At 33.9% G+C, this 15,204-nt stretch carries 11 protein-coding genes; 10 read left to right on the forward strand and 1 reads right to left on the reverse strand.

Annotated features, from left to right (window positions below):
- Window positions 1-61 precede the first annotated feature (61 nt).
- The 8 genes from BLV35_RS06905 (at window position 62) to BLV35_RS06940 (ending at window position 11,012) form a co-directional block, all read left to right on the forward strand.
- Window positions 62-751: an RluA family pseudouridine synthase gene (locus BLV35_RS06905; RefSeq protein ID WP_091086911.1), complete on the forward strand. Its 690-nt coding sequence runs from the start codon at window positions 62-64 to the stop codon at window positions 749-751.
- Between the two features lie 73 nt (window positions 752-824).
- Window positions 825-2,153, forward strand: a complete 1,329-nt coding sequence (locus BLV35_RS06910; protein ID WP_091086913.1) for an aldehyde dehydrogenase — start codon at window positions 825-827, stop codon at window positions 2,151-2,153.
- Window positions 2,144-2,881 (forward strand): nitroreductase family protein, encoded by a 738-nt coding sequence (locus BLV35_RS06915; protein ID WP_091086917.1) that lies wholly within the window; start codon window positions 2,144-2,146, stop codon window positions 2,879-2,881. The genes BLV35_RS06910 and BLV35_RS06915 overlap by 10 nt, the downstream gene beginning before the upstream one ends.
- Window positions 2,882-2,923: 42 nt before the next feature.
- Window positions 2,924-3,712, forward strand: a complete 789-nt coding sequence (locus BLV35_RS06920) for a DUF2189 domain-containing protein (protein WP_091086922.1) — start codon at window positions 2,924-2,926, stop codon at window positions 3,710-3,712.
- A 113-nt stretch (window positions 3,713-3,825) separates the two neighbouring features.
- Window positions 3,826-7,878 (forward strand): PAS domain S-box protein, encoded by a 4,053-nt coding sequence (locus tag BLV35_RS06925; protein ID WP_091086925.1) that lies wholly within the window; start codon window positions 3,826-3,828, stop codon window positions 7,876-7,878.
- Window positions 7,879-7,961: 83 nt separating this feature from the next.
- Window positions 7,962-8,822, forward strand: coding sequence for a KPN_02809 family neutral zinc metallopeptidase (gene ypfJ / locus BLV35_RS06930; RefSeq protein WP_091086929.1), 861 nt, complete (start codon window positions 7,962-7,964; stop codon window positions 8,820-8,822).
- A gap of 228 nt (window positions 8,823-9,050) precedes the next feature.
- Window positions 9,051-9,434: a hypothetical protein gene (locus tag BLV35_RS06935; RefSeq protein WP_091086933.1), complete on the forward strand. Its 384-nt coding sequence runs from the start codon at window positions 9,051-9,053 to the stop codon at window positions 9,432-9,434.
- 288 nt (window positions 9,435-9,722) lie between these two features.
- Entirely contained in the window at window positions 9,723-11,012 is a 1,290-nt protein-coding gene (locus tag BLV35_RS06940) for a DEAD/DEAH box helicase (RefSeq protein ID WP_091086937.1), read from the forward strand.
- A gap of 211 nt (window positions 11,013-11,223) precedes the next feature.
- Here the strand turns inward: BLV35_RS06940 and BLV35_RS06945 are convergent, their stop codons facing one another.
- Entirely contained in the window at window positions 11,224-12,759 is a 1,536-nt protein-coding gene (locus BLV35_RS06945; protein ID WP_091086940.1) for a YifB family Mg chelatase-like AAA ATPase, read from the reverse strand.
- A 552-nt stretch (window positions 12,760-13,311) separates the two neighbouring features.
- Between BLV35_RS06945 and BLV35_RS06950 the strand changes: the two genes are divergently transcribed.
- Entirely contained in the window at window positions 13,312-14,784 is a 1,473-nt protein-coding gene (locus BLV35_RS06950) for a sodium:solute symporter family protein (protein WP_091086943.1), read from the forward strand.
- The gene (locus BLV35_RS06955) at window positions 14,765-15,199 is read left to right on the forward strand and encodes a GNAT family N-acetyltransferase (protein WP_074724109.1); all 435 of its coding nucleotides are present in this window, start codon (window positions 14,765-14,767) and stop codon (window positions 15,197-15,199) included. Before BLV35_RS06950 ends, BLV35_RS06955 begins: the two co-directional genes overlap by 20 nt.
- Window positions 15,200-15,204: the final 5 nt, after the last annotated feature.

Here is a 15,204-nt window from a genome sequence, read left to right on the forward strand (position 1 = left end):
AGGAGTTGATATTGAAAGATAACAATACCTTTCTCGCAATACCTAAATTATAAAATTCATTTTGAAAATAATTTCGAACAAAAACAATCTCCAAGTCTTACATGAAGACAACCATATTATTGTGGTGAACAAACGAGTAGGCGATATTGTACAAGGCGATAAAACGGGCGATAAACCTTTATCGGAAGTCGTTAAAGAATATCTCAAAGAAAAATACAACAAACCAGGAGAAGTTTTCCTTGGTGTGGTGCACCGTTTAGACAGACCCACAACTGGAATTGTAGTTTTTGCCAGAACTAGCAAAGCGTTACCTCGCTTGAATGAGTTATTCAAAAACAGGGAAACTCAAAAAACGTATTGGGCAATTGTAAAAAACAAACCCGCTAACGCTCAAGACAAACTGATTCATTTCATTAAAAGAAACGAAAAAAACAATACCTCAAAAGCACACATAAAAGAAGTTCCTGACAGTAAATTAGCGAGCTTGGATTATACCATTTTTAAGGAATTGAACAATTACTTTGCATTAGAAATCAATCTGCATACAGGAAGACACCATCAAATTAGAGCGCAACTTTCATCCATAGGCTCTCCAATAAAAGGCGATTTAAAGTATGGTTTTGACCGAAGCAATCCGGACGGCGGTATCCATCTGCATGCCCGAAAATTAGTTTTTGTTCATCCAGTCTCTAAAGAAACACTCTCCATAATTGCTCCAGTACCGAATGAAGTAATCTGGAATGCACTATAATTTTAGCATAATAAAAAAACATTATTAAAATTTAAGAATTAACTTGCATAGAAATTAATGACCCAAATTTATAATGAGCTACAAAACTAATATAGAATATAGAAAAGAAACTCTAATAAAACTTCTTAATACTATTATAATTCACGAAGATGAGATCATTAAAGCTTTATACGATGATTTTAAAAAGCCTGCTTTTGAAGCTGTACTAACAGAGACCAGCTATGTTATTTCTGAATTAAAAGATACGATTAAGAACTTGAATAAATGGGCAAAGCCAAAAAGGGTTTTTCCATCACTGCTCAATTTTCCGTCTAAAGATTATATTTACAAAGATCCTTATGGAAAGGTATTAATTATTGCTCCATGGAATTACCCGTTCCAATTGGCTCTTTGTCCTTTGGTTTCTGCAGTTGCTGCCGGAAATCAAGTAGTCATCAAACCTTCTGAATTAACACTTAATACATCTGCTATTATTGCTAAAATAATAGCAAAAACGTTCCATGTGAATCACGTTGAAGTTATTCAGGGTGGTGTGGATGTATCCAAAAATTTACTTTCGCAACGCTGGGATTATATCTTTTTTACCGGCAGCGTTCCCGTAGGGAAAATAGTTGCCCAAGCTGCAGCAGAACACCTTACTCCAGTAACATTGGAACTTGGTGGAAAAAATCCATGTATTATTGATGAAACTGCCAATTTGAAATTGGCTGCGAAAAGAATTGTTTGGGGAAAATTCATTAATGCGGGACAAACCTGTATTGCTCCAGATTATATCATGATTCAGAAAGACATGAAAAATAAGTTTATCGAATATATGAAAGAGGAAATAACCGCTGCTTATGGTAATAAACCAGAAGAATCCCCTGATTATGCCAGAATTGTCAATGTTAAAAATTGGACTCGATTAACTGCAATGATTGACAACGACAAAGTCATTTTTGGCGGTCAAACGAATGAATCCGATTGCTACATAGCGCCAACGCTTATTGATGAATCTGATATTGACAGTCTTATCATGAAGGACGAAATATTTGGGCCTTTATTACCTATTCTTGAATATTCTAGTGGTGCTGACTTACACGCCGTGATTTCAAAATACGAGAAACCATTGTCACTATATATTTTTACGGAGAATAAAACATTTGCAAGTGAAATTATTCAAAACTACTCTTTTGGAGGAGGCTGTATAAATGACACAGTAGTTCATTTTTCAAATAAACGTCTGCCTTTCGGAGGTGTAGGTCATAGTGGTATTGGTGCCTATCATGGGTCATTAAGTTTTGACACTTTTTCACATAAAAAATCAATTGTAAAAAAAGCAAACTGGTTGGATTTACCCATGCGATATGCACCTTATAAAGACAAACTAACTACAATCAAGAAATTACTGAAATGGATTTAATTAAAGAGAAATCAGTAAGCGAAGCTATTCAATACAGACGCTCCGTGCGTGTCTTTAAAGCTGAAGCCCTTGATGATGAGAAAGTGAAAAAATGTATTCGTCTGGCTACTCTCGCCCCTACAAGCAGTAACATGCAACTCTGGGAATTCTACCAAATTACCTCAGTCGATGTGCTAGAAAAGCTCACGCAAGTAAGCTTTAATCAAAATGCAGCAAAAACTGCAAAGCAAATGGTTGTCGTAGTGGCTAGAAAAGATCTTTGGAGAAAAAGAGTACAATCTAATGTTGCTTTTTTAAAATCGCAGTACGGTGACAAATCAGCTGCTGACTATTCCAAAAGAGAAAAATTTGCCCTGAACTATTATCAGAAAATTGTTCCTACACTCTACTTTGATTTCATAGGAATCTTGGGTGCCCTAAAATTTCTTATTTTTCAAGTCATCGGAATATTTAAACCTATTTATAGACAAGCACGAAGAAGCGATATGCGAATAGTAGCTCAAAAAAGTGCTGCATTAGCCGCGCAAAACTTTATGATTAGTATGGCTGCCATAAATTATGATACCTGTCCTATGGAAGGTTTTGATTCGCTAAGAGTAAAAAAAATATTAAATTTACCAGCTGCAGCTGAAATAAATATGATTATCGGCTGTGGAATTCGGGAAGAATCTGGCGTTTATGGAGAACGCTTCCGCGTCCCCTTTGAAGAAGTCTATTTTAAATTATAAACCAACTTTACTATTTTAAACTAATACATAACCAACAAAAAAATGAATCTGAAACAAGACCGAATAGAAGAAATACTACGTAATGGATACCAGTTAGATTTTGCAAATGTTTTTAACAAAGCATTTGAAAATTATAAAAAAATAGCCCTCTATGCAGGACTTATGATCTTTGTGTTTATGGTTATCTTGATGACAATAATAGCAAGTGTGGGTATAAGTCTTTTCGGAATAGCTGCACTATCTCAGGAATCATTTCAAGAGTTAAGCCTAAATCTAAAAAACATTAGCGGAGTCTATCTGTTTATTTATATGGGAATATCGATTTTCTTTTCCTCTTTAATTAGTCCATTACAAGCCGGACTAATTAAAATGGCTTACTGCGCTGAAAGAGATGAGGAATTTCACGTATCAACCGTTTTTAGTTACTATAATACAAAGCATTTCGTGCAAATTTTTCTTGCAACATTTCTAATTTTGATCTCGAGCCAAGGAATAGAAACGGCCTTAAATTATAGCGGTATTATACTAGTAGGACCTATGATTTCTGTTGCTATATCTTTTTTTACAATACTAACTATTCCACTTATTATTTTCAGCGACCTAAATGCAGTAGATGCGATAAAATATAGTTTTTCAATTGTATTAAAACAACCCCTAATCCTTCTTGGCCTCATACTTGTAGCAATTATTGGATCAATGGTTGGATTTATTGGATGTTGTATTGGAGTATTTTTCACTCTTCCATTCATGTATTCCATGTACTATGCCATGTACAACGAAATTATCGGATTTGACAATGAAGAAGAAATAGAGACATCTAATCTACTGTAAATAATAGGAAACGCGATTTAATTTATTATAAGTAAATCGCGTTTATATTATAAAAAAATCATTAAATTACTAACCTACAAATTTCAATTTTACAATTCAAAAACATATTCTCTATGGTACATTACTATAGCTTTTTTAATACGATTGTTTCAAACTATGGTTCCTTTTGTTGGTTCTCCGTACCAAAAGCATTAGTGTCATTTGCACGGGTAATTGAAATGACTATTTCGATTAAAACGCCTTTACTATGGGGATTTTTATTCGTTTTCATTGCCTTTTTTATTTTCACTCTTGTCAAATCAAAAAGAACATTAAAGAACACAATAATTGAAAAAAACAATGAAGAATATGTACGAAATAAAGAATATCAACTCTATCTTCTCTTCTTAGGAGTTGCAAATATTATCGCTGAAATTAATTATGAAATTTTTAGTATAAGACCAAAAAGTTTATTTTTATTTAATATTGGCACAGCTATATTTTATTTAATTGTTTATGTAATTAGTACAAAATCATCTTACCTTTTTCGAAAAATACAACAAATATTCATCGTATTTTACTTCTTCTATTTTTTACTAATATGTAGAAATTTACTTTTCACATCGACAGATGTCATACCTGTTCTATCTTTTATTGTAACTTTTTACTTTGCTTACACCATTTTTAAACCGATACTAATATATTGGCTTTTTGTGGCGTCCGCTTTTTCATACATTGCTCTTGCTGCTTACTTTGAATTGTTGCCTATTAAAACAACTATAGCTCTATTTAATTTTTCTCTAATTGTTTTCACCATAAATTTCATTCAGTATATTATATCACTAAATGTTAAAGACAAATTTCGTTTTTCAGATCAAATTATAAATAACGGAAACTCTCTTATTCTTGTATGCAATAGAAAGGGGCAAGTTTTATTTTGTAGTGAAACGGTCACCACTATTTTAGGGTATTCAGTTAATGAGGTTATGGGAATGTTGTTTTGGAAGGTCACTGAAGACCCTGAATTTACGGGAGAAAAATTTCATGATAGTGATTCTGTAGAAAGAGTCTTTGTAAGAAAACTAAAATGTAAAAATGGAGAATATAAGCATATCGAATGGCATGATAAAAGATATGCTAAGGATTTAATTATTGGTATTGGTCATGATGTAACACAGCAAATAAAAACACAAAAAAGATATGAAAACATTGTTGAATCAGCTCACGATATAATTTATGAGCTTGACCGTTTTGGTACTTATGTTTTTATAAATAAAAACACTGAAATAGTCACCGGATATAGTCTAACAGAATTGTATAGCTTTAAATTTGACCGTTTACTCAAAGATAGTTTTCGACAAAAAGTGCTTGACTTCTATACTAATTCGACAGCCGAAATGCATAGCTTCCCTAGTTTTGAATTTCCAATTATTACTAAAAATGGAGATGAAATATGGCTTTCCCAAAAAGTAACAATCAATCGAGATGAAAATAAAAAAATATCTGGTTATTCAGTAATTGCTAGAGATATAACCTTCCTAAAAACCATTGAAAAAGAAAAAAGTGAACGACAACTTAAAAATATAAAATATAGTGCTGCTTTAAAAGTATTTACTTCAAAGAGTTATTCTAATAATGAAAGTTTAGACTCTAAATTAAAATCAATTTTGGAAATCACAGCTCATACAGTTAATGTTAGTCGCGCTAGTTATTGGAATTATTTTGAAAATAAATTGCGTTGCATGCAACTATATGATTATAAAACTAATGCATTTTCAAACAACCATGAACTAACTAAAATATCATCTCCAAAATATTTTTCAACGGTTGAAAATAAAATGCAAATTGTAGCTTCTGATGTCTATACAAATGATATTACTAAGGAATTATGTATAGATTACATTCCTGAAAATAACATCATATCATTACTTGACACCCCCGTTTTTATTAATGGTGAATTAAAAGGAATTCTTTGCATTGAAGCTACTGAAGACGCGAAGCAATGGGATAATGAAGATATCAATTTCTCACGATCTGTTTCTGATATTATTGCAATAGCATTTGAGTCTAAAATGAGATTGGACATCGAAAACAGATTGACTTATAAAAGTGAGTTACTGGCAGCGATGACCCAATGCACAGAAAAGTTTTTAAATAGTAAAGATATTTCCGATATTTTTTCTGATGTATTGATTATTATGGGGAATGCTACTAAATCGCATCGTGCCTATTACTATGAAAACGATCCTTCTACTAATTTAATTAGCCAGAAATACAGATGGATAATGAACAATACGACATTAACCGAAAATAACCCAAAACTTCAAAATATACCGTATGATTACTTCGAAGAATTAATTGAACCGATATTAAACAATAAAATTTACGAGGCGACCGTATCCAAAATTAAAAATGAATCGTTAAAAAATAAGTTGACTAATGTAGATGTAATTTCATTGATCCTTTTCCCAATTTTCATAAAAAATAAATTTCATGGCTTTTTAGGATTTGATGATACCTCTGAAGAAAAGAAATGGACTGAAGACGAAGTTAATATTCTGCAAACATTAGCCAGAAACGTCGCCTCATCTATCGAACATATCGCCGGAGAAACAGCAATTTACGAAAGTGAAGAAAAATTCCGTTTGTTAGCCAATAATATCCCAGGCGCTGTTTATCTTTCGGATAATGATGAAAAATTTACCAAAATATATCTCAATGATGAGATTAAAAAGTTAACAGGCTATGATAAAATCGAATTCTTGGAAAAAAGAATTTTTTATATCGACCTGATTCACCCTGAAGATTATGATAGAGTACTTGGTGAATCTAGAGAGAAGTTATCCAAATCTGAACCTTTCCATTTCACGTACCGCATCTTAAATAAAGCTGGTGAAATCGTTTGGGTAGAAGAGTTTGGTGATGCTGTAATCAACAATGGCAAAATCACTTATATTGAAGGTATAATGCTGGATATCACTAAAAGAAGAATGACGGAAGATGCCATAAAAGGGCTTGAATATGCTGAAGCGGCCAATAAAGCCAAATCAGAGTTTCTGGCTAATATGAGCCATGAAATCAGAACTCCTTTAAATGGAATCATTGGATTTACTGATCTATTGATGAAAACTAAGCTTGAAGAAGTCCAGGAAAAACATATGATTACCGTTAATCAATCCGCTCATTCCTTATTGGGAATTGTAAATGACATCCTCGATTTTTCTAAAATTGAAGCGGGTAAACTTGATTTGCACGTCGAAAAACACAAAATTGAAGACCTTTTAAACCAAATTATTGATTTAATCCATTATGAGTCAAACCAAAAGAAGCTTCAACTAGACCTTTTAGTAGCGCCAGAAATACCTGCTTATTTTTGGGTAGATAGCATTAGGTTAAAACAAATCCTAATTAATCTTTTAGCTAATGCCGTGAAATTCACAGAAAAAGGATTTGTAAAACTGGATATTTCACTAATCAACGGTACTAATTCTAAAAGCAACATCCGTTTTTCCGTACTTGATACCGGGATTGGAATTTTAAAGGAAAATCAAAAGAAAATATTTAAAGCTTTCTCTCAAGAAGATAGCTCCACAACTAAAAAATTTGGCGGTACTGGTTTAGGTCTGACAATTTCAAACAAATTACTAGGACTAATGGATAGCCGCTTGCAACTTAGTAGCGAACTTGGAAGTGGTAGTACCTTTTATTTCGATTTGGATTTACAAACAACTAATGAGCCAGAAGTAGAAACTATACTTATCAGCGATAAAGAAGTTGTTGACCGTTTTGCTTTTCAAACTGATGCTCGATTAGAAGCATTAAAAATAATGCTCGTTGAGGACAATAAAATTAATATGTTATTGCTCAAAACAATTATTAAAAATGTACTTCCCAAAGCCGTTATTCATGAAATCCCAAATGGATTAGAAGCTGTAAATGAGTTTGAAAATATCTTACCTGATATCATATTTATGGATATACAGATGCCAATAATGAATGGATATGAAGCTACAATAGAAATAAGAAAATTAAAATTAGGCGCATCAGTTCCAATAATAGCGATAACAGCGGGCACAGGAGCAGAAGTAAATGACAAGTGTATTGCGGCAGGGATGAATGATTATATTTCAAAACCTATTATAAAGCGGGTGATAGAAGACACTTTATTGAAGTGGACCACTTCGTAGAATCACAAAAAGTTTATTTTTAATTAAAAAATTATATATCTTCGATACTATTTTATAAAAAAAGTATCAAAAATTGAAATCATATGAAGTGGAAAGGACGTAGACAAAGTGACAATGTAGAAGATAGAAGAGGTATGTCTTCTGGTGGAAAGACAGTTGTAGGAGGAGGGATTATAGGGATTATAATACTATTGATAAATGTTTTTGGAGGTGAAAATGCCCAAATGCTTACACCAGTTTTAGAACAAATGAATCAAGGACAAAGTGCTCCTACAGAACAACGAGATCTAACTGCAAAAGAACTGGAAGAGCAAGCCTTTGTAGAAACAGTACTCGCAGATAATGAAGATGTTTGGACTAAAATTTTCAATGAAAATAATTTGAATTACAAAAAACCAAATATTGTATTATTCATCGGTGGAGTTGAAACTGGCTGCGGTAATGCAACCTCAGATTCAGGCCCTTTCTATTGTCCTGCAGATCAAAAGGTATATATGGATTTAGCTTTTTTCGAAGAATTGAAAACTCGTTTTGGAGCTAAGGGTGGAGATTTTGCTACTGCTTATGTTATTGCACATGAAATAGGGCATCACGTTCAAACTTTATTAGGAACATCGAGTAAAATGCGTCAGTTGCAACAAGGTAAAAGTAAGGCTGAAGCCAATAAACTATCTGTGGCATTGGAATTACAAGCTGACTTTTATGCAGGAGTTTGGACACATTACAACCAAAAAATGAATGACATACTGGAAGATGGAGATCTTGAGGAAGCATTAAGTGCTGCACATGCCGTAGGCGATGATGCTATTCAATCTAAAATGCAGGGACACATTGTACCGGAATCCTTTACACATGGTACTTCTGAGCAACGTAAATATTGGTTTATGAAGGGATATAAAACAGGAGATATCAAACAAGGAAATACTTTTGACGAGATAAGATAAAAATAAAGACACTAGAATTATTAAAAATCGGGACTCACTCCCGATTTTTTTTGTTTTAAACTACTTCATAGAATGATAACAAATTTCCTTTAAAGCAAAAAAATATATTATTTAAAATACCATTCATCGACACTTTCCATACAGTCGTCTCAATAAAAATACCTATTGACTTATAAAAATCATTGCATTCGTTTATATCGATAACTTTATATCAAATAAGTAAACGATATGAAAAACACAAATCAACTAGGATTATGGATGGATGACTCTGTTGCCTATTTAATACAGTTTACCACAAAACCTTTTACAATTCAAACAATTGTGCGTGAGTTCCAAACAGAAGAAAAAAAATCAAACCCTTTAAAAAGAATTTTATTACTAAGTCGTTATAAAGACACCGGTTTAAACAAACATTATAATAAAATTGGTAAGGAGCTGTTAAAATATGAGAAAATAATCCTCTTTGGCCCTTCTACCTCTAAACTTGATTTTTTTGACTTTTTAAGTGAAGATGAACGTTTTTTGAAATTAAAAATACAAATCAAGGATGCTGATAAAATGAATGTAAATCAACAACATGAGTTTATAAAAGAATACTTTGAACAACATTAACATTCTTACATTACAATAATATATCATAGCTTAATAAGAGTCCAAAATCAATTGTTATAAACTACTTTAATAATTACATTCTCGATAAAGTTATACTATCAATAACTTCGGTATTTGATTTGGCATGACCATTCTCCTCCTTGCCTTTCCTTTATTAGATTGAAATGAAATCAATTTTATATTTCAACAAAGTGAAACAATCAAACCAGATAGGAAAAATTAGCAGTATCTTCGCGCCAACTTAAAGAAGTACTCTAAATAATAGTGTTTACTTCCTAAACACAATTTATGTCATTCAACTCATTAGGCCTATCTGATCCTTTATTAAAAGCCATCAGCAAAAAAGGGTACACAACCCCTTCTCCAATACAACAAAAAGCAATTCCACCTATTTTAGAAGGTAAAGATGTATTAGCATCTGCACAAACAGGAACAGGAAAAACAGCAGGTTTCACCCTACCAATATTACAAATATTATCGCAAGGTAAACATTTAAGCCACAGACCGATTCGTGCCTTAATATTAACGCCAACACGAGAACTAGCTGCTCAAATACTTGCCAATATAAAAGAATACAGTGAATTTTTAGATTTACGTTCTGCTGTTATTTTTGGAGGTGTAAACCAGAAACCACAAGTAGCTCAACTACGACAAGGTGTCGATATTTTAGTTGCCACTCCAGGTCGATTAATCGATTTGCAAAATCAAGGTTTACTAACGTTGTCTAAAGTGGAAATCTTAGTTTTAGATGAAGCTGACAGAATGTTAGACATGGGTTTTTTAAGAGACATAGAGCGTATACTGAAAGTATTACCTGCAAAAAGGCAAAACTTAATGTTCTCTGCAACATTCTCAAAAGATATTAAGAAATTGGCAATGGGTATTTTGCATAAACCCGTTTCTGTTGAAGCTACTCCAGAAAACACTACTGTTGATGCTATTACTCAAAAAGTATACCCTGTTGCAAAAGAGAAAAAAACAGAATTGATTATTAAATTGATTACTGAAGGAAACTGGAAACAGATTTTGGTCTTTACTCGAACAAAACAAGGTGCAAATAAACTTACTGAAAGCATGATTAGCGCTGGAATTCAAGCCGCAGCTATTCACGGAAATAAGGGACAAGGGGCACGAACAAAAGCCTTAGCCGGTTTCAAAAGTGGGAATATAACTGCCTTGGTAGCTACAGATATTGCAGCTCGTGGTTTGGACATTCCATTATTACCTCATGTTGTAAATTTTGAATTGCCCAATATTCCCGAAGATTACGTTCACCGCATTGGTAGAACAGGAAGAGCTGGAGCAAATGGAGAAGCGATTTCTTTATTTAGCCCAGACGAAACTACTTTTTTACGCGATATCGAGAAATTGATTGGCCTTAAAATACCTACAGAAAATGTTGCAGGTTTTGAGCCAGACCCTAAAGCATCTACTCAACCTATTAAGCAAGGACAAGGAAGACCACAGCGCAATTCAACGCCAAAGAAACCTAAAACGGATAATAATACGAACCGAAGCAGCAATAATAGCTTTGGTCCTAGACGTCCAAATACTAATAATGACAGACGTTCTAACTAAAAATAACAGCTAAGACTGTAAGTTTTCTTTTTTTAGGAGCAGAATGATTTCGTTTTTTTAGACGTTATCTCCCGCTATACACTACAATCCTTGTGAGGGCTAAACGCTAGCCCTCACAAGGATTTTCATTTCTATCGGGGCTATTATTCACGATTTTTTTACTTAAGACCATTTTTCAAATCATATAAGAACTGAATACTAGCTAATATTGTTACCCCAACCAACCATCACGATCTAAACTACGATATTGAATCGCTTCGGCGATATGAGAGGATATTACCGTGGGAGCTGCATCAAGATCAGCGATAGTTCTCGCTACTTTCAAAATACGATCGTATGCGCGGGCCGAAAGATTTAACCGTTCCATGGCGGTTTTCAACAATTGCTTAGAAACATCATCTAGAGCACAGTATTCCCTGATATGCTTGGTATTCATTTGAGCATTATAATGTATGTTTTCCATTTGTTCAAATCGTGCCGACTGAATTTCACGCGCTGCCGTCACTCTTTTTCTGATATCGACGCTACTCTCTGCTTTTTGATCATCAGATAATTTTTCGAAAGGAACAGGTGTAACTTCGATGTGAATGTCTATTCGATCCAGTAACGGCCCCGAAATTTTACTCAAATACCGCTGCATCTCATGTGGTGAAGACGTTTGTGGAGAATCTGGATCGTTAAAAAAGCCACTCGGACTCGGATTCATACTCGCTACCAGCATAAACGACGAAGGATAAGTCACCGTAAACTTGGCTCGCGAAATCGTTACTTCTCTATCTTCCAAAGGTTGACGCATTACTTCTAATACATCACGTTTGAATTCAGGTAATTCATCCAGAAACAAAACGCCATTGTGTGCCATAGATATTTCACCCGGTTGCGGATAACTTCCCCCACCAACAAGCGCCACATTTGAAATCGTGTGATGCGGACTTCTAAAAGGTCTTTGATTCATCAAGCCTACTTCTTTCAGTTTTCCCGCAACACTATGAATTTTAGTAGTTTCTAATGCCTCTCGCAAAGTCATGGGTGGCAAAATGCTTGGCAATCGTTTGGCTAACATCGTTTTTCCGGCACCTGGAGGACCTATAAGAATAATATTATGACCACCAGCAGCAGCTATTTCCATGCAACGCTTAATACTCTCTTGACCTTTCACATCCGAAAAATCAAATTCAGGAAAATCTAAATCTTTATAAAATTCTGCCCTAGTATCTATTGTTGTTGGTTCTAAAGTCCCTTTTCCTTCTAAGAAATCGATAACTTCTTGCACATTCTCAACACCATAAACATCCAATCCAGTAACGATAGCCGCTTCTTTCACATTTTGCTTTGGAAGAAAAAAACCTTTAAAACCCTCTTCTTTGGCTTTGATGGCAATAGGTAAAGCACCTCTAATGGGTTGTAAGCTACCATCCAGCGACAACTCACCCATAATGATATATTTGTCGACATCAATCGCTTGAATTTGTTGAGATGCTACAAGGATCCCTATAGTTAAAGTTAAATCATAAGCTGAACCTTCCTTCCGCAAGTCGGCAGGAGCCATATTAATCGTTATCTTTTTTCCGGGCATGGAATAACCATTATTCTTTAGAGCAGCAGCAATTCTATAGCTGCTTTCTTTGATGGCGTTATCTGGCAACCCCACTAAATGATATCCAATTCCTTTATCAATATTCACTTCGACGGTAATTGTTGTAGCTTCTACTCCAAATACGGCACTTCCAAAAACTTTAACTAGCATAGAGGATAATTTTATTAAAAATAATGAATTTTAATATACCAATCCGCACAATTTTCAGAATTACATAAAACAATTAGCAACCCGCCGTTCGCCGATGAATAAAAGTTATTCCTAACGTAAAATAACAGAATCAGTCCAAAAAGCTACTTCAGATTTTTGTTTATTTCAGATTAAACGCGAAGGATAAACAATTCCTTCAGCTTAAAAACGAAAAAACATCTAAACAACTGTATTTCAACACATTTAATCAATTTCTTACAACAGATTATAATTTGCTTTTATACCACTAAAATGTCATTTATGGATAGAGCAAAAAGAGTCATATTGCGCCATTAATAGCTTTTTGGATATATTTTCTTATCTTTGCCGCTAATTATTTGCTTTTTCGGGGTTAAAAAACGAATTATTATCAATAATTCTTACAACCAAATCTACGATTTCATCATCCTGAAATCAACTTGAAAAAACATACCTTTTTTGCAGTTCGCTGCATCTTTTGCCTTTTGGAAAAATTCCATTTGCAGGCTACTAAATAATCTGAAATAACAAGAAATGCACATAATAGATTATATAATCTTTGTCGTTTACATGCTGGCTATGTTAGGTGTTGGTCTCTATTTTTTTAATAAAAATAAAACTGCCGAGGACTTTTATGTTAGTGGAAGAAACATGAGCAGCTGGCATATTGGTCTATCCGTAGTAGCTACTGATGTTGGGGGTGGATTCTCAATTGGACTGGGAGGACTTGGTTTTACAATGGGAATATCCGGTTCTTGGATGTTGTTTACAGGACTTCTTGGCGCTTGGTTAAGTGCCGTATTCCTAATTCCGAAAGTAAGTCAGTTAGGACACAAATATAAATTTTTCACTTTCCCGCAAATCTTCGGTCATTTCTATAATGGAAAAGTAGCGCTTCTAGCTGGAATTATTTCTGCAATTGGATACATCGGATTCACTAGTTCGCAGGTTTTGGCTGGAGCCAAATTAGCTTCGGCAACAATTGATGGTTTGAATATTCAAACGGCTTTGATTGTTATGGGAGTTATTGCGGTGGCTTATACTTCAATTGGGGGACTAAAAGCTGTGATTTACACCGATACAATTCAATGGTTAATCCTTATAGGTGGATTAGTTTTTATAGGAATACCTGTTGCCTATAATGCCGTTGGAGGTTACGATGCTATTAAAGAAACTTTAGACCCTAAATATTTATCACTGACAAATGTAACTTGGTACCAATTGCTAAATTGGTCCGTCACCATTATTCCTATTTGGTTTGTTGGGATGACGCTATACCAACGTATTTACGCCAGTAAAGGAGAAAAAGAAGCACAAAAAGCCTGGATAATTGCCGGAGTTTTTGAATGGCCTATAATGGCATTCATGGGAGTTATTCTTGGAATGTTAGCAAAAGTAGCTGCAACAAAAGGAATGTTTGACGGAATTACAGATGCTGCATCAATGGACAGCGAAATGGGATTACCTATTTTACTGGCCACCATTTTACCGATTGGGTTAATGGGATTAATGCTTTCCTCCTATTTTTCGGCCATACTTTCTACCGCCGATAGTTGTTTAATGGCTGCTTCGGGAAATATCGTTACTGATATTATTGCTAAATTTTCTAAAAAAGAGTTGACTCATAAAAAAGAACTTCAGCTTTCTCAGATCGTAACCTTACTAGTTGGAATTTTCGCGATATTATTGGCTTCCCAAATGCAAAACGTCCTGGAACTGATGCTCTACTCCTACGCCTTTATGGTTTCTGGATTATTCATCCCCGTCCTAGGTGCTTTATTTTGGAAAAAAAGCCACCCAATCGCTGCTTTTTGGAGTATGCTTTTTGGAGGAGCAACTACAATTTTACTTATAATTACCGAAAATAAGTTACCTTTAGGAATAAAATTACCCGAACATTTAGACGCAAATATTTACGGAATAAGTATTTCACTATTATTGTTCGTTACAATATCAATTTATCATCATAACAAAAAAGAAAAACAAAATGGAATTCAAAATAATTAATAGTACTTCAGGAGAAGACAAAACATATACAAATCAAATTATTGCTCAGTTTCTTTTTACTCATTTAGAAGAGTACGGAGATAAAGTGGAAGACATTCTAAAATGTATCGCTTACGTTATGAACCCTGATAAAGGAGGGAATATAGTCGTAGGTTTAGACGATAATAAAATTGTTGGAGTTGTTATTTTAAACAATACTGGAATGAAAGATTTCATCCCAGAGAATATTTTAGTATATATCGCTGTTGACAATAGCCAACGTGGTAAAGGGTTTGGAAAAAAATTAATGCAAAAAGCAATATCTATTGCTGAAGGAAACATAGCACTTCACGTAGAGCCAGACAATCCTGCTAAAGGATTATATGAAAAATTAGGTTTTACTAATAAATACCTAGAAATGCGTCTTATCAAATAGTCCAA

It is taken from the genome of Flavobacterium gillisiae (assembly GCF_900107635.1).
Taxonomy (GTDB): domain Bacteria; phylum Bacteroidota; class Bacteroidia; order Flavobacteriales; family Flavobacteriaceae; genus Flavobacterium; species Flavobacterium gillisiae.